This is a genomic window from Pseudomonas sp. 43mfcvi1.1 (assembly GCF_900115935.1).
Taxonomy (GTDB): Bacteria; Pseudomonadota; Gammaproteobacteria; order Pseudomonadales; family Pseudomonadaceae; genus Aquipseudomonas; species Aquipseudomonas bijieensis.
Window position 1 is genome coordinate 232,188 of record NZ_UETT01000008.1, and the last position, 21,653, is coordinate 253,840.

The following is a 21,653-nucleotide window of genomic DNA, read 5'->3' on the forward strand; positions in this document are numbered from 1 at the left end:
CCCATCAGACATTATCCGCCATGCCCCATACCCACTGCCCCGACTGGGCCACCGCCCTGCTCAACGGCTTCAGCCAGATCTTCCTCCAGCGCCATCCGCTGTGCGGCCTGCTGTGCCTGCTGGCGATTCTGCTCACTGCACCCGCCCTGGTCGGTGGCGCGTTGCTGGGTGGGGTGGCCGGGTTGCTCACGGCCCAGCGACGCGGTTACGCCAAGGCTGACCGGCAAGCCGGCCTGTTCAGCTACAACGGCATCCTGCTGGGCTTGTTGCTGAGTCTTGTATTGCCCTGGTCCGTGCTGTTACCACCGCTGATCATTGCCGCAGGCGGTCTCGGCGCAATGCTGACCCAGCAATGGCTCAAGTGCACCCGAGGCTCTCAGTGCCTGCCCGCCTACACCGCGCCCTTTGTAGGGTTGGCTTGGCTGCTGATGGGCTTCACTCTGCCGCCGTCCCCCGGCATCTCGATTGAAATGACGATACCCAACCTGCTGGCCGCTCATTTGAGCGGGCTGGGCCAAGTCATGTTTCTCGGCCACCCTGCCGCCGGTGCGCTGATTGTGGTGGGCCTGCTACTGGCCGACCGTCGCGCCGCCGGTTGGGCATTGTTCGGTTCCGCCGCCGGCCTTGCCTGCGCATTGTTACAGCATGAGAACCCAACCGCCCTTTCCGGCCTGGGCGGTTACAACCCGGCGTTGGTGGCGCTGGCCCTCAGCCAACAACGCCGCCCATGGCTGCCGCTGATGGGCATCCTCCTGGCGGTTTTGCTCACGCCAGGCTTTATCGCCCTCGGTCTGCCGCCCCTGACCGCACCGTTCATCCTCGCCTGCTGGTTGATCCAGGCCACCGGCCGAGCGTGGCGCCAAGCCAGCCTCGACAGCGCGCCTTGCGCTCTGCGGGGCAATCGCCCTAGGCTTCGCTGATTCCGATTCAGGCGAAGATTATGCAAAGCAGCGACAACTGGCGTGAACGCCTCTACGTGATCATCTTCCAGACCGACACCGTGGCCGGCCGACGCTTCGACAGCACCCTGCTGTTGATCATCCTCGCCAGCCTGGTGATCGTGATGCTCGACAGCATCGACAGCGTGCACAAAAACTATGCGGCCCTGCTGGCCGGTATCGAGTGGGGCTTCACCTTCATCTTCATCGTCGAATACGGCCTGCGCCTGTACTGCTCGCCCAAGCCGTTGCGCTATGCCTTCAGTTTCTATGGCCTGGTGGATCTGCTGGCGATCGTGCCGGGGATCCTGGCGCTGTACTACAGCGATGCCCAATACCTGCTGATCATTCGGATCATCCGCATGCTGCGGATTTTCCGCGTGCTCAAGCTCAGTCCTTACCTCAAGCAAGCCAACTACCTGATGGCGGCGCTGCGGGGCAGCAAACAGAAAATCATTGTATTCCTGGTCAGCGTCTCGACCCTGGTGACCGTCTTCGGCACGCTGATGTATGTGATCGAAGGCCCTGAGCACGGTTTCACCAGCATTCCCAAGGGCATCTATTGGGCTATCGTGACACTGACCACGGTGGGCTTCGGCGATATCGTGCCCAAGACGCCACTGGGCCAGGTGGTGTCATCCCTGGTGATGATCACCGGTTACTCGATCATCGCCGTGCCTACGGGTATTTTCACGGCAGAGCTGGCCACGGCCATGCGCGGTGACCAGCTCAAGCACGATTGCCCGGTGTGCAGCAAAAACAACCACGAACACGGTGCCGCTTTCTGCTCCCGCTGTGGCAATGCGTTGTTTAAGAAATTGGAATAAGCAAAGCACTTTTTAATGCTTGATGGCCTATTAGCTTGCCGCTAGTGTGCTGGCTAATTGCCCGGAACCCCTTTCAAATAAAAAGGAATTCGCAGTGAAGAACTTCTTTGGCGCCTCCCTTCTCGCCGCTGGCCTGGCCTTTGGCAACCTGGCTCACGCCGCCCCGACCCTGCTCAACGTTTCCTACGACGTGATGCGTGATTTCTACAAGGACTACAACACCGCCTTCCAGAAACATTGGCAAGCCGAGCACAACGAAAACATCACCGTGCAGATGTCATTCGGCGGTTCCAGCAAGCAGGCGCGCTCGGTGATCGACGGGCTGCCGGCGGACGTCATCACCATGAACATGGCCACCGACATCAACGCCCTGGCGGACAACGGCAAACTGGTGCCCGAAAACTGGGTCACCCGCTTGCCGAACAACAGTGCCCCGTTCACTTCGGCCACCGTATTCATCGTGCGCAAAGGCAACCCGAAAGCGCTGAAAGATTGGCCTGACCTGCTCAAGGACGGTGTGCAGGTGATCGTGCCCAACCCGAAAACCTCCGGCAACGGTCGCTACACCTACCTGTCGGCCTGGGGCTACGTGCTCAAGAATGGCGGTGACGAGAACAAGGCCAAGGCCTTCGTCGGTAAGCTGTTCAAGCAGGCGCCGGTGCTCGACACCGGCGGTCGCGCCGCCACCACCACCTTCATGACCAACCAGATCGGCGATGTGCTGGTGACCTTTGAAAACGAAGCCGAGATGATCGCCCGCGAATTTGGCCGCGACCAGTTCGAAGTCATCTATCCGAGCGTTTCTGCCGAAGCCGAGCCACCGGTGAGCGTGGTCGATAAAGTGGTCGAGAAGAAAGGTTCTCGCGAGGCCGCCGAGGCCTACCTCAAGTACCTGTGGTCGCCCGAAGGCCAGGAAATCGCCGCCGCCAACTACCTGCGTCCACGGGACCCGGCGGTACTGGCCAAGTACACCGACCGTTTCCCGAAAGTGGACTTCCTGTCCGTGGAAAAAACCTTCGGCGACTGGCGCACGGTGCAGAAGACTCACTTCAATGACGGTGGGATTTTCGACCAGATCTACAGCGGGCAGTGAGGCACTGATCGCATAGGGTTGCCAGAGAGCTTTTGTGGCGAGGGAGCTTGCTCCCGCTGGGTGGCGAAGCCGCCCTGAAAAACGATGAGCGCTTCGCACTCAAGCGGGAGCAAGCTCCCTCGCCACATAAAGCACTCATCACAGCAACCATCATCAACCACAGGCATGTCTGATATCAGCCACAAAGCTCTGTTCCAGAGCGGCACAACTCTTTAGCCTCACGCCATCTTTCCTGTTCTGACGAGATTGCCATGAGTGCCCACCCCGCCACCCTGACCCGAGGCATGGTCCTGCTGTTCGCCTTCTGCTGCGGAGCCATCGTCGCCAACATCTACTACGCCCAACCGATCATCGAACTGATCGCGCCGGATGTCGGCCTGAGCAGCACCATGGCCAGCCTGATCGTCTCGTTGACCCAGATCGGTTATGCCTTGGGCCTGTTTTTCCTGGTGCCGCTGGGGGACTTGCTGGAGAACCGCCGGCTGATGATCCTCACCACGCTGGTGGCGATTGCCAGCCTGTTGGGGGCGGCGTTCACTGACCAGCCGAATGTATTCTTGCTGGTCTCCCTGCTGGTGGGGTTCAGTTCAGTGTCGGTGCAAGTCCTGATTCCGTTGGCCGCGCACCTGGCGCCGGAAGAATCCCGGGGCCGGGTCGTCGGTGGGATCATGGGCGGCCTGCTGCTGGGGATCCTGTTGGCGCGGCCGATCTCCAGCGTCGTGGCCGATCACTTCGGCTGGCGGACCATGTTCATCATCGCCGCCGCGTTGATGGCCGCGATCAGCATCGTCCTGGCACTGACCGTGCCCAAGCGCCAACCCGACCATAGCGCCACTTATGGCCAACTGCTGGGCTCGCTCGGCACCCTGCTGCGCCAACAACCGTTGTTGCGGCAACGGGCTTTCTACCAAGCCTGCATGTTCGCCACGTTCAGCCTGTTCTGGACCGCCGTGCCGCTGGAACTGTCACGCGTCCATGGCCTGTCCCAGACTGAAATCGCCCTGTTCGCCCTGGTCGGTGCCATAGGCGCCATCGCCGCGCCTATCGCCGGTCGCCTGGCGGATGCCGGCCATACCCGCATTGCCTCGCTACTGGCGATGCTGTTCGCCAGCCTGAGCTTCCTGCCAGCGTTCATCCATCCGCTCTACAGCGTGATTGGCCTGGCGGTGACCGGGGTGGTCCTGGATTTTTGTGTGCAGATGAACATGGTCCTGGGCCAGCGCACCATCTACGCACTCGATGCCAAGAGCCGCAGCCGCCTGAATGCGCTGTACATGACCAGTATCTTCGTCGGTGGCGCCTTCGGCTCATCGATTGCCAGTGCGGTGTACGAACACGGCGGCTGGTTGTGGGTGGTGATCGTCGGCAGCGCCTTCCCGCTGTTGGCCTTGCTACGTTTCTTGAGCGCCTCGCAGAAACCTTCCCTGGCAACGGCCTGAATACCCACGCATAAAAAATGCCCGGTCGTTCGAAGCGACCGGGCATTGTTGTGGAGCGGTCAAATCCGCACGTTGCCACGCGGCCCGGCAATCGCCCAGATGATCAGGCCCAGCACTGGCAACAGCAGGATCAGCAGCACCCAGAGGATTTTCATCCCGGTTTCCGCGCCGCTCTTGAGTACATTGATGATCGCCCAGATATCGAGCGCCAGGATAATCAGGCCGACCAGGCCGTTGAAGGTGGAACCCATGGTGTCGCTCCCAAATGGTGATAGGCACCCTTAGGATAGCGGGCCCCAGGCAAGGGTTCCGTTTTATTGCTTCAGACGTGGACCGCGATCTTGAGGGCTTCCAGGGACGGTGCGGCGGCGATGCCGACTTCGGCACACAGTTGCAGTACCCGCGGCACGTCGTTGCCGTAGACCAGCACCATTTGCAATTCATCGTCGAGCAACTGGCTGAAGTTCATCAGCACGTAGCCGCCGTTTTCCTTGTTCAGGCTGCTCATCTGGATCTGGATACGGTTGAGCGCGGTCAAGGCTTCGGTTTTCGCCAGTTGCTTTGGCTTGAGATTGAACGCCACGCCGGGGCCGAACGAGGCGACGATCTGTTCGAACAGGTCCACGTAAGTGTCGGCCTGGAACAGCACGGTGTCCGGCAGGCTGCCCACTACCACCCACTCACCCAACGGGATAGGGAAGGTGTCGTCGTAGTTGATATCGGGGTTGGCCGCCAGGAAAGCTGTCGGATCGGCGTAGGCCTGGGCCGCTTCGTCGGCGATTCGCTCGATGTCAGCCTCGCCAAGGCAGCCGGAGCTGATTTTAGCGATGAGTTCGATGAGGGCGGCTTTCATGAGGGTGAATCCTGTGGCGAAGGGTGTTTTGAGGGCGGGCAGGATAACGCATTCGCATGCGAATTAGGATTGGAGAAGGACCTGTGGCGAACGAGCATTTTGTGGGAGCAAGGCTTGCCCGCGATGAAAACAACACGGTCTCTCTGGAACCCAGGTGCCTGTATCGCGAGCAAGCTTTGCTCCCACAGCCTATCAGCCCAACAACTTTTCCAACTGCGCCGTGGTGTCCACCGCCCCCATGGTCCTGGCCGCATCCAGGGCCGAGACGCCGTTGGCGTCCTTGGCTTTCGGGTCAGCACCTTTGCCGATCAGGTAGTCGACGATTTCCACCCGGTTGAACATCGCCGCCATCATCAGTGCGGTACGGCCATCGAAGGAGGCGCCTTCCACCTGCGCGCCGCCGTCCACCAGCGCCGAAACCACTGCCAGGTCGCCCTTGAACGCCGCACCGGCAATCGGGCTCTGGCCGTTGTCGTTGCGGATTTCCGGATCGGCCTTGTGCTCCAGCAGCACCTTCACCGTTTCCACATGCCCGTGGTAAGCGGCCAGCATCAACAGGGTGTCACCCTTGTGGTTACGCAGGTTGGGCGGCAGGCCCTTGCTCAGCAGCGCGGCCATCATGGCTGCATCGCCCTGGCGTGCGACGTTGAACACCTGTTCGGCAAACTCGGCAGCCTCTTCCGGGGTCATCTGGCGGCTTGTATCGGACATGGGAAACTCCACTCGGGTCTTCGCAAAACGGCTAGTTTCCCGAGGGACCCGGGCGCTGTCATCCCTTTTTTCACTGTGCCCGCCATAGCCAGAATCAATAACGCAGTTGTCCGTCCTGGATCCGGGTCGCCAGTTGCCGATCCACCCGCACATAAGTATCGGTGCCCGGCAGCCAGGCATAGACCGGTTCATCCCCGGTGACGCATGGGTCGAACGCTTCGGCCTTGAGGCGGGTCTTCTGGTACTTGAAGGTGCCGGTGGTGTCCATTTTCACCTTGATGCGCAGGAACAGCGGCACGGCATAGGCGGGCAACTTGCATTGCAAGAACTGCAACAGCTCGCTGAAATCCAGGGTCGCCAGGGATTCGGACGGAGTGATCGCCGCCATGCCGGCACGGCCATTGGTGCCGTTGATCTCCACGCCGTAGGCCACCGCCTCGGCTACCTGGGGATGTCGCAGCAACACATTTTCGACTTCCGTAGTGGAGACGTTTTCGCCCTTCCAACGATAGGTATCACCGAGGCGATCAACGAACTGCCCATGCCCGAAGCCAATGTTACGCAACAGGTCGCCTGTGTTGAAATAACGGTCGCCCGGCGCAAAGACATCCCGGCAGATGGTTTTTTCGGTCAAGGCCTGCTCGGTGTAGCCGTCCAGCGGCGCCTTTTCGTCGATCCGCGCCAGCAGCAGGCCCGGTTGGCCCCTGGGCACTTTTTGCATACGCCCCTGCAGATTGCGCAACGGCAGGCCACTGTCATGGTCGTACTGCACCAGTTCCCAGCCCATCAGGGAAAAGCCGACGGTGTTGTCGAAATTCAGGATGTTGGTAAAGCCGATATTGCCGTCGCTGGCCGCATACAGCTCGCAGATGTGGTCGATGCCGAAACGTGTCTTGAAGGTCGACCAGGCCCCGGGCCGCAGGCCGTTGCCGATCATTTTCTTCACACCGTGATGGCGGTCATCGGCAGCGACAGGCTGATCGATCAGGTAGCGGCACAACTCACCGACATAACCCAGCGTGGTCGCCCGGTAACGACGTACGTCGCTCCAGAACTGGCTGGCGCTGAACTTGCGCCGGATCGCAAACCCCGATGCACCACAGATCGCCGCGCCCCAGCACACGCACAGGCCCGTGGCGTGATACAGCGGCAAGGTGCAATACACGACATCGGCGGGTTGCATGTCCAGGGCGATCAGACCGAAGCTGGTGGCCGTGCGCATCCAGCGGCCATGGCGAAACACCCCGGCCTTGGGCAGCCCGGTGGTGCCCGAGGTGTAGAGATAAAAGCACGGGTCGTTACAGAAAACCTGGCGGCTGCACGCGGGGTTAGCACCTGGGTAACCCTCGCAGCCAGCCATCAGGTCGATAAAACCGGACGGGACGTCGGCACTGTCCTGATCCGCGACCCACCAGGTCCTGGCGCTCGATAACGCCGTTCGCTCTCGCACATCGTTGAAAGCCGCAACCCGTTCATCCCCGACCACTATCGCGACCGGATTGACCAAGGCCAGGCTGTGCACCAGCGCATCGCCGGTTTGCGAGGTATTGAGCATGGCACTGACCGCACCCACCTTCGCCATCGCCAGCACGCTGATCAACAGCTGTGGCCGGTTCTCGATGAATATCGCCACGCAGTCGCCCTTGCCGATGCCCTGGGCCAACAGGTAATGGGCGATGCGATTGGCCTGGGCGTTGACCTGTGCATAACTCAACACTGTATCGCCGCACAGCAGCGCCGGGCCGTGGGGATTGCGTTGGGTGGCCTGTTCGAAACACCAGCCCAGGCCACAAGGCTGGGTCGGGTCCTGGACGTTGGCCTGCTTCATGCCTTTGACGATCCGGGGGACGGCTTTGGCAATGACTGGCAGCTTGCGCAGCATCATGCCCCAGGTAATAGCGTCGCTGGGTATACGACTCATGGTGATCTTCCCCGTTCGACCTCGTGGGTCTCGGTTCTTGTTATGGGCTGGCGGTGATTTTGGCTCGAAAGTACGCCCGCGATTGCGGCGCTGTACACGCGGTTTTTGCAATGTTTTGTATCCGCTGGCCGAGGCAGGCGAAGCGTGAGCACCGGAAAACGATTTGGTTCCAAAAATCATTGTCCGACCACGCAAAATGCAGGATGCACGATGGCTATTCATGCAAGTTGCACGAAAGCGAAAATCCAACAAAAACATAACTTATTGTTTTTAAATGATTTTTTAGAAACAAAAATGCTGGCATAGACAGTGCAACCATCCCTCCACGGTTTGCCATACCATGGAGCAGTCAACTATGAACATGATTCAAGAAAAGTTTGCATCCCTGTTTTCCAACTACGAAGTGACCACTCAGCCCCGCCCGGATGGCGGCATTCTGCTGACCTTGCGTAATAGCGACGGCAAGCTGTTCAAACGCACGATTTCCTATGCTCAATTGCATGCCGGGGATCAGTTGTCCTGGGCGATCAGCGCGATTCGTCGTGACCTGGCTGAACAGGCCAGCGAGTTGCCACAGATCACACTGTTGCAGAGCCAGCATCGGTTTGCGCTGCCGACTTACCACAGCGCTTGAGTCTGCTGGAAAATCCGCTTTGCTGTTCACATAGAAAAACGGCGCTTCTCTCAGAAATAGGAAGCGCCGTTTTTTTGGGGTGTTTCTTTTGGGGCCAAACGCGGATCAATCCTCCAATCGAGGAAACCGGCGAGCAATATCATCCCCGGTGAGCTCAGCAACCACCCCCTGCGGATCACCAGACAAACGGATCGTAACGAAATGCGGCCGCTCCCCCCCGTCAAACCAATGCCGCGTACCAGCAGGCACCGTTATCAGGTCGTTCCTCTCACACAAAACCGCGTAGACATAATCGCCGATGTGCAGGTTAAACAAACCACGACCGGTGACGAAAAACCGTACTTCGTCCTGGCTATGGCGGTACTCATCAAGCACCCCCGCTTGTTCCGGGTGATCGCTGCTGACACTGACCACATCGACCGCTACGTACCCCCGCTCAGTCATCAACCCATCGATCTGAATCTGGTAAGCCGCAATGAGGTCTTCCTCGCGGGCACCAGGCTGGATTTTCGCCGCCGCTTCCCAACGGGCAAAGTGAATGCCTTGTTCGATCAGTGTCGCGGCGATGTCTTCGAAGTGGGTCAACACCTTGTTCGGGATATCGGGGCTCGAAACGTGATAGACGGCGAGGCTGCTCATGACAATGGCTCCAGCAAATTAACGGTTCGAAGGCTCATGGCCGATCCTCTTGCATACGTGTCGCAATGATAACGGCTGCCGCGAAGGCGGCGAGGCTGGCGAGGCTGAAGGTCCAACTGGCGCCCAGGGCGTTCCAACTGTAGCCGGAGTACAACGCGCCCAAGGCCCCGCCCGTGCCCGCCAGCGCCGCGTACAGCGCCTGCCCCTGGCCTTGCTGGCGAGGGCCAAAGCTGCGTTGCACGAAATGGATGGCGGCGGCGTGAAAGCTGCCGAAGGTCGCCGCGTGCAGCACTTGCGCGAATAACAACACCCAGAGGAATTCGGCCAGCGAGCCCAACAACAGCCAGCGCAACGCCGCCAGCAGGAAACTCGCCAGCAATACCCTGCGCACGGAAAATCGCGACAGGATCCGACTCATCAGCAGGAAGACCAGAACTTCCGCCACCACACCGACCGCCCACAGCATGCCGATCAAGCCGCGACTGTAGCCCAGGTGTTCGAGGTGCAACGTCAGAAAGGTGTAATACGGCCCGTGGCTCACCTGCATCAGGCCCACGCAGATGTAGAACGCCAGTACGCCAGGGTTGCGCAGTTGCCGCAGGAAGCCTTCCCCCGCGACTCGCGCCCCCTGCAATGGCTGGGCGTTGGGCACCCAGAAGCTGGCGAGGATGATGCCGGCCATGATCAACACCAGCGCCACCGGGTAGATGTCCAGGCTCAGCCATTCGAACAACCGACCAAGCAGGACCACGGTGATGATGAAACCGATGGAGCCCCACAGGCGGATCTGGCTGTAGCGCGACGCCTGGCCGCTCAAATGGGCCAGGGTAATGACTTCGAACTGCGGCAACACCGCGTGCCAGAAGAATGCATGCAGCGCCATGACCATCGCCAGCCAAGCGTAGCTTTTATCGATGAAGACCAGCGAGAAGGTCAACAGCGTACAGATCGCACCAAAGCGCACGATCGCCAGGCGTCGGCCAGTGTAATCCCCCAGCCAGCCCCAGATGTTCGGCGCCACACAACGCATCAGCATCGGGATGGCCACCAGCTCGCCGATGCGCGCTGCGTTGAACCCCAGGTGATCGAAATACAGCGCCAGGAATGGCGCCGTCGAACCGAGCAGGGCGAAATAGAACAGATAAAAACTGGAGAGCCGCCAGTACGGCAGTGCCGCCATGGTCGTCAGGCCACGGCGGTCGGCAGGCCAGCCATCAAAGCTGACCCAGCACCGGGGTGCCGACCCGCACATCGGCGTTCTGGCCGCGATGACGCAGCAGGTGATCCATCAGCACGATCGCCATCATCGCCTCGGCGATGGGCGTGGCACGGATGCCGACGCACGGGTCGTGACGGCCCTTGGTGATGACGTCCACCGGGTTGCCATGAATATCGATGGAGCGGCCCGGCGTGGTGATGCTGGAGGTCGGCTTCAGGGCCAGGTGAGCAACGATTGGCTGGCCCGAGGAAATGCCACCGAGGATGCCGCCGGCATTGTTGCTCAGGAAACCTTGCGGAGTCAGTTCGTCACGGTGCTCGGTGCCGCGCTGGGCGACACAGGCGAAACCGGCGCCGATCTCCACGCCCTTCACCGCGTTGATGCTCATCAGCGCATGGGCCAGTTCGGCGTCGAGACGGTCGAAGATCGGCTCGCCGAGGCCAGGCATCACGCCTTCGGCGACCACGGTGATCTTCGCGCCGACCGAGTCCTGGTCCCGGCGCAACTGGTCCATGTAGGCCTCGAGCTCCGGGACCTTGTCTGGATCAGGGCAGAAAAAGGCGTTCTGTTCTACCGAGTCCCAGGTCTTGAACGGGATTTCGATGGGCCCCAACTGGCTCATGTAGCCACGAATGACGATGCCCTGGCTGGCCAGGTACTTCTTGGCAATCGCCCCGGCCGCCACGCGCATGGCGGTTTCCCGGGCCGAGCTGCGACCGCCGCCACGGTAGTCGCGCTCACCGTATTTGTGGTGGTAGGTGTAGTCGGCGTGGGCCGGGCGGAACAGGTCCTTGATGGCCGAGTAGTCCTTGGACTTCTGGTCGGTGTTGCGGATCAACAGGCCGATGGCGCAGCCGGTGGTGCGCCCTTCGAACACACCAGACAGGATTTCGACTTCATCGGCTTCCTGGCGCTGGGTGGTATGGCGACTGGTGCCGGGCTTGCGCCGGTCCAGGTCGCGTTGCAGGTCGTCCAGGGAAATCTCCAGGCCCGGCGGGCAGCCGTCGACAATGGCGACCAACGCCGGGCCATGGCTTTCGCCCGCGGTGGTGACAGTGAACAGCTTGCCGTAGGTATTGCCGGACATGCAGGGTGCTCCGTGAAAAACGCTGAGAGACTCAACCTTGGATTCGTAGTGGGCGCCAGTATACGCAGGCTCCCCGCGTAGTTCATCCTCGAACCTTATCGGCGGCCGCCAGTCCAACCGGCACCTTCGCAACTAATGGCGTGATGATGTTAAAGCTGCTTGCCTTAAGCCTTACCTTGTTAACCGGCCTGTTTTGCGGCCTGGCCCAGGCCACGGTGCTGCAACGCCCGATCAGCCTCGACACGGGCAGTGGTGAACTTTTCGGCTCGTTGTTGCTGCCAAAGTCCGACACGCCAGTGCCGGTCGTGCTGATCATTTCGGGGTCCGGCCCTACGGATCGCGACGGCAACAACCCCGAGGGCGGGCGCAACGACAGCCTCAAGCGCCTGGCCTGGGTCCTGGCCAGGCATAACATTGCCAGTGTGCGCTACGACAAACGCGGTGTGGCCGCCAGCCTCGCGGCGACACCGGACGAGCGCAACCTGAGCGTCGAGGCCTATGTGGCCGACGCCGTAGCCTGGAGCCACAAGCTCGCCGCCGATCCGCGCCTGGGCCCGGTGATTTTGCTGGGCCACAGTGAAGGCGCGTTGATCGCCAGCCTTGCCGCGCCCCAGGCCAACGCAGCGGCGGTGATTTCGCTGTCCGGCAGCGCCCGGCCAATCGACCAGGTGCTGCGTCAACAACTGAGCAACCGCCTGCCACCGCCCCTGATGCTGCGCAGCAACGAACTACTCGACAGCCTCAAGGCCGGTCGAGTCGACGACAACGTGCCGGCGCAACTGCAGGTCATTTTCCGCCCCAGTGTGCAGCCGTACCTGATCTCGCTGTTCCGCCAGGACCCGGCCCGTGCCTTCGCGGCGCTGAAGATGCCGGCCCTAATCATCCAGGGCAGCAACGACATCCAGGTCAGCATCGATGACGCCAAGCAGTTGAAAGCCGCCAAGCCCGACGCCGAACTGGCACTGATCGACGGCATGAACCACGTGATGCGCATCGTGCCCAACGACGTGAAGCGGCAACTGGCTTCCTACAAGGACCCGAACCTGCCCCTGGCGGCCGAGCTCGGTGCACGGATTCTGCGTTTTATTGACGCGTTAGCCGCCCGTTGAGCGGTTTTAGTGGCAACTAGCCCTCCAGTCCTTTAAAAAACGGCCGATAGCACTGTGTCGGATAGCGCAATGGCTACCGACCAGCCGGCCTGGACAGGACTTTGCCGTTATGACTGAAACTCAAACTTCCCCCGACACCGCCGCCGAAGCCCCCGCCTCGTCTGCGGTGGAGTTGCCGTGGGCCGACGTGCACACCGAGCATCACAAGATGCTCCGCCTGGCCCCGCTCAAGACCGACCGCGCCACCGGTGTGCGGCCGCTGCGGTTTGTCGAGTTCAGCTATGTCGAGCGCCACAGCAAGGAGCGCAGCCTGCTGCGCATGAGCATCCAGCTGCCGAACCAGCGCGTGCGCAAGGAACAGAATCACCTGGACGTCTGGGCCGACCACGTCGAAAAACGTTTGTTTTTTTCCCCGGACAATCTGCAAGTCGAGCCGTTTAACCGTGGCATCGGCCGCTTCCTCGCGGCCCAGGGCATTACCTGGGCCAAGAAACGCTGGTCGGCCTACCAGGTAGACGGTACCGACCTGGATAACAAGGACGCCCTGAACGAAGACACTCGCCTGCGCCGCGACCGTTTTCTCAAGGCCCAAGGCTTCGAAGTGGCCTACGCCGACGCCCAGCACCTCAAGGGCAGCGTCAAGCCAACCCACGTTGGCGATCTGCTGGGGGACTGGAACACCGAGAAGCTGCAGTTCGTGGAAATCCTTGAAGCCGCGCAGATGCTGCAACAAGCCGAGCAGAACCTGGCGGAACAGGAAGTCAAACTCAAGCAGCAAGAAGAAAAGGTCAACAAGTTCAAGCGTGAAGACACCGGCCTGCGCTTCACCATCACCTGCCTGGTGGCTTTCGCCATGTTCCAGGCGGGGTTGCTGATCTGGATTGCGACGCGGCACTAAGACTGCACACTGCAAGTGAGCTCTGTGGGAGCGAGCCTGCTCGCGATAGCGTCGTGTCAGCGGCACTTAAGTGACTGACACACCGTCATCGCGAGCAGGCTCGCTCCCACAGGTTGGCTCCCCGAAATCAATCGGATCACACTCGCGAAGCAAACACCGCCTGGTGCTGACGGCACTGCTCGGCGCTGAGCATGAACACACCATGACCACCGCGCTCGAAGTCGAGCCAGGCGAAATCGACTTCCGGGTACAACGCCTCGACGTGCACCTGGCTGTTGCCCACCTCGACGATCAACAGCCCCTTCTCGGTCAGATGATCGGCCGCCTCGGCCAGCATCCGGCGAACCAGGTTCAAGCCGTCATCGCCACAGGCCAGGCCCAGCTCCGGCTCATGCTGGTACTCCGGCGGCATGTCGGCGAAATCTTCCGCGTCGACGTAGGGCGGGTTCGACACGATCAGGTCGAAACGTTGCCCCGGCAATCCCTCGAAACCATCGCCCTGGACGGTGAACACGCGCTCGTCGACACCATGCCGCTCGATGTTCTGGTTGGCCACTTCCAGCGCTTCGAACGACAGGTCGGCCAGCACCACTTCGGCCTCCGGGAACTCATAGGCACAGGCAATGCCGATGCAACCGGAACCGGTGCACAGGTCGAGAATCCGTGCAGGCTCCTGGCCCAACCAAGGCTCGAAACGCTTTTCGATCAGTTCGCCGATAGGCGAGCGCGGAATCAGCACCCGTTCGTCGACGATAAAAGACATCCCGCAGAACCAGGCCTCACCCAGCAGGTAGGCCGCCGGGATGCGCTCGGCAATGCGTCGGCGCAACAGACGCTGCACATGGACCAGCTCTTCGTCTTCAAGGCGGCAGTCCAGGTAGCTGTCGGCAATTTCCCATGGCAGGTGCAATGCGCCCAACACCAGTTGCCGGGCTTCGTCCCACGCGTTATCGGTGCCATGACCGAAAAACAGATCCTCCCCATGGAAACGACTGACGGCCCAACGGATATGGTCGCGCAGGGTACGGAGACGGGAAGTGATCACGGCGGCAAACTCCAGAAAAATCGACGGGCGAGTCTATCAGCCAAACGCGGTGCTGCCCAAACACGCGCCGATGACGAACGAAAATACCCGAAGCAATCGTAGGAATTATCCGTTTTTTGATTCACCTATTGAACAAGACGGGCATCTTGACAAGGCTGTAGGCCAGCAACGGCGGCCCTTGCGATGGAAGCGATTCACAGAACCGCTCAGCCAGAGGACAATGTCGCAAAAGCCCCACTCGAAGGAGCCCCAGAATGTCCGTTCCAAAAACGATGTTTCAACTCAGCGGCCGTGGTTATGCGGCGGCCAATCTGAGTCAAGCGACCCTGATCATCATCGATGCCCAGAAAGAATACCTCGCAGGTCCCCTGGCCCTGAGCGGCATGGATGCAGCCGTCGCGAACATCAAGCAATTGCTCGGTGCGGCCCGTGCAGCCGGTCGACCGATCGTGCATGTGCGCCACCTGGGCACCCATGGCGGGCTGTTCGATCCACAAGGCGAACGCGGGGAGTTCATTCCCGGCCTCGAACCCCAGGGTGACGAAACCGTGGTCGAAAAGTTGCTGCCCAGCGCCTTCCACGGCACCGAACTGAAAAAGCGCCTGGAAGACTTCGGCCCCCTGGACCTGATCGTGTGCGGGTTCATGAGCCATTCCAGCGTCAGCACCACTGTGCGCGCCGCCAAGAACCTGGGCTTTCGCTGCACCCTGGTGGAAGACGCCTGCGCCACCCGCGACCTGCCATACAAGGGCGGCGTCCTCAGCGCCGAGCACGTACAACAGACCGAAATGGCGATCATGGCCGACAACTTCGCCACCCTGGCCCTGACCCGCGACTTCATCTGATGCGCCTTGATGAGCGGCCCGCCCTGCCGCTCATCCGCAAAAGCCTCTCATTTGCCGCAATTGCCCTACCTTCAGGAACAACCCGAATATCTTCCGGTCGAAGGGCCGATACCCATTGAGGAAGGTCGGAATGAAGTTATCCGATGGTTTTGACGCACGTCGCTTGCGGCCCAAGGGCCCGAGCAACTGGCGGTTTCGTTTCGGCGCGGCGATCGCTGCGCTCCTGGCAACACTCGGTGTATTACTGGCCATGGCCGGTGCGGCCAGCCTGCTGGGCCGTCCCCCCGCACTGGGCGAGTTGAATGCCACCCCGCTGGGTTCGGCGATCATCCTGGCTGTCGGTCTTGTCGTATTGCTGTTGGGCGTCTGGCTCTGGCGCCGTTGCCGCCGTCGCGCCCGCCAATCCCTGGAGCTGGCCATGGCTCCGCACCTGATGAAAAAGCACGACTGACCCACCATCCGACGTTTTGTCGCGCCTGATCCCGCCAGAGTTGGGTAAACTGGCCGGCCTTCGCGGAGGCTGACATGCAAGACGACGACTTTTCCCTGTTCAAAAGTGCGATCCAGGGCGTAAAACCGATCAAGCACGACCGTGCCGAGACCGGCAAGCCCAAGGCTGATCGCGCACAGATCGCCAAGCTGCGCCAGGCCGCCACCGTACGCACCGACGCCACGACCGTGGACGGTTTGTCCGATCAGTTCGTGATCGACGTCGGCCCGGAAGACGAGTTGATGTGGGCGCGCGACGGCGTCCAGGAAAGCCAGATGCGCAAGCTGAAGGTCGGCCAGATCCCCTTCGAAGGCAGCCTCGACCTGCACGGCATGAGCGTCGAAAAAGCCCGGGAAACCCTCTGGGCATTCCTGGCCGAAGCCACCAGATTCGAAATCCGCTGCGTGCGCGTCACCCACGGCAAAGCCGTGCGCCTGGACGGCAAGCGGCCCATGATCAAGAGCCACGTCAATACCTGGTTGCGCCAGCACCCGCAAGTGCTGGGATTTACCTCTTGCCAGGCGAAACACGGCGGTGCCGGGGCGGTGTACGTGATGCTCAAGCGCACCATGATGGAAGGTCGCGACGAGTAGCCCCCGATTGCCGAGCTTGCAGCGCCGTGTCCGCCACCGTACCCTTGCCCTTTGCGTAAAATCCCACAGGTAGTTTCATGTCTCTGGAACAGAATTACACCGCGATTCTCGGCCAACTGGGCGAGGACGTTTCCCGCGAGGGCCTGCTCGACACGCCCAAGCGTGCTGCCAAGGCCATGCAGTACCTCTGCCGCGGTTATGAACAGACCCTGGAAGAAGTCACCAACGGTGCCTTGTTCAGCTCCGATAACAGCGAGATGGTGCTGGTCAAGGACATCGAGTTGTACTCGCTGTGCGAGCATCATCTGTTGCCTTTCATCGGCAAGGCCCATGTGGCCTATATCCCGAGCGGCAAGGTGCTGGGGCTGTCGAAAGTCGCGCGCATCGTCGATATGTATGCCCGTCGCCTGCAGATCCAGGAAAACCTCAGCCGCCAGATCGCCGACGCGGTCCAGCAAGTGACCGGCGCCCTGGGCGTGGCGGTGGTGATCGAGGCCAAGCACATGTGCATGATGATGCGCGGTGTGGAAAAGCAGAATTCCTCGATGATCACCTCGGTGATGCTCGGCGAGTTCCGGGAAAACGCCGCGACCCGCAGCGAATTCCTCAGCCTCATCAAGTAATCCGTGGCGTTTAAAAAACCGGCATGCATCGCCGGTTTTTTTTCGCCCGGGAAAAATCAGGTAAGCTGCGCGCCCTCTTCTTCCCTGCCGCGAGGCTTAATACCGTGATTGTCAAAGCGCTTCGAGTTGGCCTGGGCCAGCTCATCATCTTCATCGACTTCATCACCCGCCCCGGCAAGAAACAGCGCCCGGCCGAGGCCCAGGCGCAGGTCGACCAGGCCGCCCGCAGCCTGACGCTCTATCAATTCCACGCCTGCCCGTTCTGCGTGAAGACCCGCCGCACCCTGCGCCGCCTCAACGTGCCGGTGGCCCTGCGCGATGCGAAAAACAACGAGCAGGATCGTCAGACACTGCTGGAACAAGGCGGCAGGATCAAGGTGCCGTGCCTACGTATCGAAGAGAATGGCCAGACCTCCTGGATGTATGAGTCCAAGGTGATCATTGATTATTTGGATAAGCGGTTTTCTGCGGTCTGATAATTGTGGTGTGTTTGCGGACCCCTATCGCGAGCAGGCTCGCTCCCACAATGAAACTGTAGGTAACTGGAGAGCCCTGTGGGAGCGAGCCTGCTCGCGATGGGGCCCGCCCAGTCACCGCATGACTCAAGCTGCTTTCACCGCCAAAGCCCCCCGCACTACCCCCGCCAACCGCTTGAGCCCTTCATCCAACCGCGCCGGGTCAATGTGGCTGAAATTCAAGCGCAAGTGCCCCGGATGCTTGTCCGGCTCCGGAAAGAACGGCTCCCCCGGCATGAACGCAACATCGGCCGCCAGCGCGGCGGCGAGCAAGGTGCGGGTGTCCAGCGGTTGTTTGAGAGTCAGCCAGAAAAACAATCCGCCCTGGGGCACGTTCCAATCCGCGATGTCGGAAAAATGCTTTTGCAGCGCAGCCTGGAAGCGGTCGCGACGGTCGCGGTAGAAATCCCGCAGCTCACTCAAATGAAGACGGTACTGCTCGGTGCCGATCCATTGCAGCGCCTGCCATTGACCGATGCGATTGGTGTGCAGGTCCGCCGACTGCTTGAGCCGCAACAGGTGCGGGAACAGATCCGCACTGGCGATCAAATAACCCACCCGCAGCCCCGGCAACAGGGTTTTCGACACCGTGCCGGTGTAGATCCAACTGGCCTTCTTCAAGCGACTGGCAATCGGCGTGGCGCTGCTGCCATCGAAGGTCAGTTCGCGGTAGGGTTCGTCCTCGATCAGGGTCACGCCGAACTCATCCAGCAAGGCCGCCACCGCGTCGCGCTTGGCCTCGCTGTAGCGCACCGCCGAAGGGTTCTGGAAAGTCGGAATCAGGTAAATGAACGCCGGCCGATGCCGCTCCAGGCGAGCCCGCAACTGCTTCAGGTCCGGGCCGTCGGCTTCCAGGGGCACGGTGATGCAGTCAGCGCCGAACAGCTGGAAAATCTGCAACGCCGCCAGATAAGTCGGCGCTTCGAGCATCACTTCGGTACCCACGTCGATGTGCAGCTTGGCCGCCAGGTCGAGGGTTTGCTGGGAACCGCTGACCACCAGCACCTGGCTCGCCTCGCAGGCCAGGCCCAAGGAACGTGCCTGAGCCGCCAAGGCTTCGCGCAGGGCCGGTTCACCTTCACTCATGCCGTACTGGCCCATGGACAATGGCATGGCCGCCCACTCCACTTTCGGCAGCATGGCCTCGGCCGGCAGGCCGCCAGCGAACGACATCACTTCCGGGCGCTGCGCCGCCGCGAGGATTTCTCGAATCAAAGAACTTTTGAGGCGCGAGACACGTTCGGAAAAAGCCATGGGATCACCTGTAGCGGGTCACTGGAAAAATGAGTCAAACTTATTGACCGAAATTACTCCGACCTCTCTGGATACGTCAACATGATTGACCTTAAAAACCCGACTTCCCAACAAATGGCCATGGAAGCGTTTTTCTTCGGTTACCAGGCGTTCACCGCCAAGGCCGATGAAATGCTCGAGCGTCGTGGGTTGAGTCGGGTCCACCAGCGCATCGTTTTTTTCATCGCCCGCTATCCCTCGTTGAGCGTAAAGGAGTTGCTGGCCCTGCTCGGAGTGAGCAAACAGGCGCTGAACATGCCGTTGCGGCAGTTGATGGAAATGCACCTGGTGAACAGCGTCGCGTCCGAGACTGACAAGCGTAAGCGCCTGTTGGAACTGACGGCCGAAGGCGAGCGCTTCGAGCAGGCGTTGCGGCGTGAGCAGGTGAAATTGCTGGAGCGGGTGTTTGCCGAGGCTGGGGAGGCGGCGGTGGATGGGTGGTTGGCGGTGAACCTGGCTCTGGGGAAGAGTCCTGTGCCTATTGACTGAGTTTTCCGCAAGATTTGTGGCGCCAGGGCTATTGCTATCGCGGGCAAGCCTTGCTCCCACAATCGAACTCATTGGGCACCGCATCCCTCTGTGGGAGCAAAGCTTGCTCGCGATAGCGTCCGCATGGGCGATATATCCCTATCGCCAGACATTTCGTCGACAACACAGAAAACATTATTTGCTTTATTTGTATACAAAAGCATAATTCGCTTCGTGCGAGTTCCTGACCAAAAGGTCAACATACTTCGCCAGCCTTACCTGCCTCAGCGCATCGCAGCCACCCCAGGGTGTGTGCGGTGCTGGAAATAACAATAAGACTCTTGAGGAGTACTCGCTGTGGAAAGCCGCAAACCCGAAGCCCAGACGCTGGACCTTTCGCCGCCACTACGCAGTGGCTGGCTGGAACGCCTCTTCAAACTCAGCTTGCACGGCACCACGGTGAAGACCGAGCTGATTGCCGGCCTGACGACCTTCATCACCATGGCCTACATCATCTTCGTCAACCCCAACATCATGGCCGACGCCGGCATCGATCACGGCGCGGCATTCGTCGCCACTTGCATCGCCGCCGCCCTGGGTTGCCTGTTGATGGGCCTGTACGCCAACTGGCCGGTGGGCCTGGCGCCGGGCATGGGCCTGAACGCCTTCTTCACCTACACCGTGGTCGGCACCATGGGCTACAACTGGGAAACCGCATTGGGTGCAGTGTTTATTTCCGGTGTGCTGTTCATGATCCTGACCTTGTCCCGGGTGCGGGAGTGGCTGCTCAACAGCATTCCGGTGAGCCTGCGGTTCGCCATGGGCGCAGGGGTCGGGTTGTTCCTCGGGCTGATCGGCCTGAAAACCGCCGGGATCATCGTCGACAGCCCCGCCACGCTGATCAAGCTCGGCTCGTTGCGCGAACCCGGTCCGCTGCTCGCCGCCGTGTGCTTCCTGATGATCGCCGTGCTCAGTTATCACCGGGTATTCGGCGCGATCCTCATCAGCATCATCGCCGTGACCCTGGCCGGTTGGGGCCTGGGGCTGGTGCAGTACAACGGCATCATGTCCACACCGCCGAGCCTGGCACCGACCTGGATGGCGATGGACGTCACTGGCGTGTTCAACGTCAGCATGATCAGCGTGGTGCTGGCCTTCCTGTTCGTGCACATGTTCGACACCGCCGGCACGCTGATGGGCGTCGCCCAGCGCGCGGGCCTGGTGAAAGCCGATGGCAGGATCGAGAATCTCTCCCGTGCCTTGAAAGCCGACAGCGCCTCCAGCGTATTCGGTGCCATGGTTGGCGTGCCGCCAGTGACCAGCTACGTGGAAAGCGCCGCCGGTGTGGCCGCCGGTGGCCGCACGGGGCTTACCGCCGTGACGGTTGGTGTGCTATTTATTGCCGCGATGTTCTTCGCGCCACTGGCCGGGATGATCCCGGCCTACGCCACCGCCGGGGCCTTGATCTACGTCGCCATGCTGATGATGGGCGGCATGGCCCACATCGAATGGGACGAGGCGACCGACAGCATCCCGGCCATCGTCACGGCCATCATGATGCCCCTGACGTTCTCGGTCGCCGACGGCATTGCCCTGGGTTTCATCACCTATGTGGTGCTCAAGGCCGGCACTGGCAAACGCAAGGAAATCTCCGTCAGCCTGTGGGTGCTCTGCGCGATCTTCATCGCCAAGTTCATCTTCTTGTAAGCGATACCGTAACCCCCGCCTCACCCATTGGGTGAGGCTTTTGTCCATCAGGAGCAAAGCAATGAATCTGGAAACCTGGCTGTTGTTCAGCGGCGCCGCCTTGGTGGTGATCCTTATCCCCGGCCCGTTGTCGCTGTTGATGATCGGCAACAGCCTGAACTACGGCCTGCGCCGCTCGTACCCGGCGTTCCTCGGCGGAGTGATCGCCTCGATTTGCCTGCTGAGTGCCTCGGCGCTGGGGCTCGGTGCGTTGTTGCTGGCGTCGGAGCAGTTGTTCAGCGCCCTGAAGATCGTCGGTGCGCTGTACCTGTTCTACCTGGCCTGGCAGAGCTGGCAGCAATCGCGCCAACCTGCCCAAGGCGCTGAAGTGCCCCAGGCCGCCGCCGTTCCACGTTTTCGCGCCTTGTTCGGCCGGGCATTCGTGCTGGGCGCCAGCAACCCGAAGGACATCCTGTTCTTCGCCGCTTTCCTGCCGCAGTTCTTGAGCGCCGAGCAAGCGTTCCTGCCACAACTGTTGATCATGATCGCCACCTGGACTGTACTCGACCTGCTCTGCAAGCTGGCCTACGGCCTCGGCGCCCACGGTGCGGCGCGGTATTTGCGTACGGGCAAAGGCCAGAGTTGGTTCAACCGCATCAGTGCAGGATTATTTGGCGGTGCTGGCGCAGCCTCCTTACTGTCGACCCATTGAGGCGCGTTATTTTTT

Annotated in this window: 24 protein-coding genes; 15 read left to right on the forward strand and 9 right to left on the reverse strand. The window is 61.0% G+C overall.

The window, feature by feature from the left end:
• The first annotated feature begins 20 nt into the window (after positions 1 to 20).
• The 4 genes from DTP52_RS17475 to DTP52_RS17490 all read left to right on the forward strand — a co-directional run bounded on the left by DTP52_RS17475 (position 21) and on the right by DTP52_RS17490 (position 4,297).
• Positions 21 to 920, forward strand: a complete 900-nt coding sequence (locus tag DTP52_RS17475) for an urea transporter (protein WP_109754474.1) — start codon at positions 21 to 23, stop codon at positions 918 to 920.
• Between the two features lie 20 nt (positions 921 to 940).
• Positions 941 to 1,765 carry an ion transporter gene (locus DTP52_RS17480; protein ID WP_109754475.1) on the forward strand — a complete coding sequence of 275 codons (825 nt, stop codon included), beginning with the start codon at positions 941 to 943 and terminating at the stop codon, positions 1,763 to 1,765.
• A 94-nt stretch (positions 1,766 to 1,859) separates the two neighbouring features.
• Positions 1,860 to 2,858 (forward strand): sulfate ABC transporter substrate-binding protein, encoded by a 999-nt coding sequence (locus tag DTP52_RS17485; protein ID WP_109754476.1) that lies wholly within the window; start codon positions 1,860 to 1,862, stop codon positions 2,856 to 2,858.
• A 251-nt stretch (positions 2,859 to 3,109) separates the two neighbouring features.
• Positions 3,110 to 4,297 (forward strand): MFS transporter, encoded by a 1,188-nt coding sequence (locus tag DTP52_RS17490; RefSeq protein WP_109754477.1) that lies wholly within the window; start codon positions 3,110 to 3,112, stop codon positions 4,295 to 4,297.
• Positions 4,298 to 4,356: 59 nt separating this feature from the next.
• On the opposite strand, the gene DTP52_RS17495 is transcribed toward DTP52_RS17490, so the two are convergent.
• The 4 genes from DTP52_RS17495 to DTP52_RS17510 form a co-directional block, all read right to left on the reverse strand.
• On the reverse strand, positions 4,357 to 4,548 hold the full coding sequence (locus tag DTP52_RS17495; RefSeq protein WP_003204476.1) for a PLDc N-terminal domain-containing protein: 192 nt from the start codon (positions 4,546 to 4,548) through the stop codon (positions 4,357 to 4,359).
• 71 nt (positions 4,549 to 4,619) lie between these two features.
• Positions 4,620 to 5,150, reverse strand: coding sequence for a hypothetical protein (locus DTP52_RS17500; protein WP_109754478.1), 531 nt, complete (start codon positions 5,148 to 5,150; stop codon positions 4,620 to 4,622).
• A 192-nt stretch (positions 5,151 to 5,342) separates the two neighbouring features.
• The gene (locus DTP52_RS17505; protein ID WP_109754479.1) at positions 5,343 to 5,861 is read right to left on the reverse strand and encodes an ankyrin repeat domain-containing protein; all 519 of its coding nucleotides are present in this window, start codon (positions 5,859 to 5,861) and stop codon (positions 5,343 to 5,345) included.
• Between the two features lie 94 nt (positions 5,862 to 5,955).
• Entirely contained in the window at positions 5,956 to 7,782 is a 1,827-nt protein-coding gene (locus DTP52_RS17510; RefSeq protein WP_109754480.1) for a long-chain-acyl-CoA synthetase, read from the reverse strand.
• 355 nt (positions 7,783 to 8,137) lie between these two features.
• Between DTP52_RS17510 and DTP52_RS17515 the strand changes: the two genes are divergently transcribed.
• Positions 8,138 to 8,416 (forward strand): DUF3509 domain-containing protein, encoded by a 279-nt coding sequence (locus tag DTP52_RS17515; protein ID WP_003204481.1) that lies wholly within the window; start codon positions 8,138 to 8,140, stop codon positions 8,414 to 8,416.
• A 105-nt stretch (positions 8,417 to 8,521) separates the two neighbouring features.
• Here the strand turns inward: DTP52_RS17515 and DTP52_RS17520 are convergent, their stop codons facing one another.
• From DTP52_RS17520 to aroC, 3 genes are read right to left on the reverse strand one after another with little or no spacing between them, the layout of a single operon-like run.
• Complete coding sequence (locus DTP52_RS17520; protein WP_109754481.1) at positions 8,522 to 9,055, reverse strand: acireductone dioxygenase; 534 nt, start codon at positions 9,053 to 9,055, stop codon at positions 8,522 to 8,524.
• Positions 9,056 to 9,089: 34 nt separating this feature from the next.
• A complete protein-coding gene (locus DTP52_RS17525) occupies positions 9,090 to 10,235 on the reverse strand; it encodes an MFS transporter (RefSeq protein ID WP_109754532.1) in 1,146 nt (381 codons plus the stop codon).
• A gap of 34 nt (positions 10,236 to 10,269) precedes the next feature.
• Positions 10,270 to 11,361: a chorismate synthase gene (gene aroC, locus DTP52_RS17530; RefSeq protein WP_109754482.1), complete on the reverse strand. Its 1,092-nt coding sequence runs from the start codon at positions 11,359 to 11,361 to the stop codon at positions 10,270 to 10,272.
• 143 nt (positions 11,362 to 11,504) lie between these two features.
• Here aroC and DTP52_RS17535 point away from each other — a divergent pair, with 143 nt between their 5' ends.
• The gene (locus DTP52_RS17535; protein ID WP_109754483.1) at positions 11,505 to 12,470 is read left to right on the forward strand and encodes an alpha/beta hydrolase; all 966 of its coding nucleotides are present in this window, start codon (positions 11,505 to 11,507) and stop codon (positions 12,468 to 12,470) included.
• 109 nt (positions 12,471 to 12,579) lie between these two features.
• Entirely contained in the window at positions 12,580 to 13,368 is a 789-nt protein-coding gene (locus DTP52_RS17540) for a hypothetical protein (RefSeq protein ID WP_109754484.1), read from the forward strand.
• Positions 13,369 to 13,504: 136 nt separating this feature from the next.
• Here DTP52_RS17540 and prmB read toward each other — a convergent pair whose 3' ends face one another.
• Positions 13,505 to 14,413: a 50S ribosomal protein L3 N(5)-glutamine methyltransferase gene (prmB, locus tag DTP52_RS17545; protein WP_109754485.1), complete on the reverse strand. Its 909-nt coding sequence runs from the start codon at positions 14,411 to 14,413 to the stop codon at positions 13,505 to 13,507.
• 254 nt (positions 14,414 to 14,667) lie between these two features.
• Here prmB and DTP52_RS17550 point away from each other — a divergent pair, with 254 nt between their 5' ends.
• From DTP52_RS17550 to DTP52_RS17570, 5 genes are all read left to right on the forward strand, one after another.
• Positions 14,668 to 15,258: a cysteine hydrolase family protein gene (locus tag DTP52_RS17550; RefSeq protein WP_014339619.1), complete on the forward strand. Its 591-nt coding sequence runs from the start codon at positions 14,668 to 14,670 to the stop codon at positions 15,256 to 15,258.
• Between the two features lie 130 nt (positions 15,259 to 15,388).
• Positions 15,389 to 15,709 carry a hypothetical protein gene (locus DTP52_RS17555; RefSeq protein WP_109754486.1) on the forward strand — a complete coding sequence of 107 codons (321 nt, stop codon included), beginning with the start codon at positions 15,389 to 15,391 and terminating at the stop codon, positions 15,707 to 15,709.
• Positions 15,710 to 15,783: 74 nt separating this feature from the next.
• Positions 15,784 to 16,341, forward strand: coding sequence for a Smr/MutS family protein (locus tag DTP52_RS17560; protein WP_053146321.1), 558 nt, complete (start codon positions 15,784 to 15,786; stop codon positions 16,339 to 16,341).
• 77 nt (positions 16,342 to 16,418) lie between these two features.
• Positions 16,419 to 16,964, forward strand: a complete 546-nt coding sequence (gene folE, locus DTP52_RS17565) for a GTP cyclohydrolase I FolE (RefSeq protein WP_003204506.1) — start codon at positions 16,419 to 16,421, stop codon at positions 16,962 to 16,964.
• A 104-nt stretch (positions 16,965 to 17,068) separates the two neighbouring features.
• A complete protein-coding gene (locus DTP52_RS17570) occupies positions 17,069 to 17,440 on the forward strand; it encodes a glutathione S-transferase N-terminal domain-containing protein (protein WP_109754533.1) in 372 nt (123 codons plus the stop codon).
• 126 nt (positions 17,441 to 17,566) lie between these two features.
• Here DTP52_RS17570 and DTP52_RS17575 read toward each other — a convergent pair whose 3' ends face one another.
• A complete protein-coding gene (locus DTP52_RS17575; RefSeq protein ID WP_109754487.1) occupies positions 17,567 to 18,733 on the reverse strand; it encodes a PLP-dependent aminotransferase family protein in 1,167 nt (388 codons plus the stop codon).
• An 81-nt stretch (positions 18,734 to 18,814) separates the two neighbouring features.
• Here DTP52_RS17575 and DTP52_RS17580 point away from each other — a divergent pair, with 81 nt between their 5' ends.
• The 3 genes from DTP52_RS17580 (at position 18,815) to DTP52_RS17590 (ending at position 21,638) form a co-directional block, all read left to right on the forward strand.
• Positions 18,815 to 19,261, forward strand: coding sequence for a MarR family winged helix-turn-helix transcriptional regulator (locus DTP52_RS17580; protein ID WP_109754488.1), 447 nt, complete (start codon positions 18,815 to 18,817; stop codon positions 19,259 to 19,261).
• 336 nt (positions 19,262 to 19,597) lie between these two features.
• The gene (locus tag DTP52_RS17585; RefSeq protein ID WP_109754489.1) at positions 19,598 to 20,947 is read left to right on the forward strand and encodes an NCS2 family permease; all 1,350 of its coding nucleotides are present in this window, start codon (positions 19,598 to 19,600) and stop codon (positions 20,945 to 20,947) included.
• Positions 20,948 to 21,008: 61 nt separating this feature from the next.
• Positions 21,009 to 21,638 carry a LysE family translocator gene (locus DTP52_RS17590; protein ID WP_109754490.1) on the forward strand — a complete coding sequence of 210 codons (630 nt, stop codon included), beginning with the start codon at positions 21,009 to 21,011 and terminating at the stop codon, positions 21,636 to 21,638.
• Positions 21,639 to 21,653 lie beyond the last annotated feature (15 nt).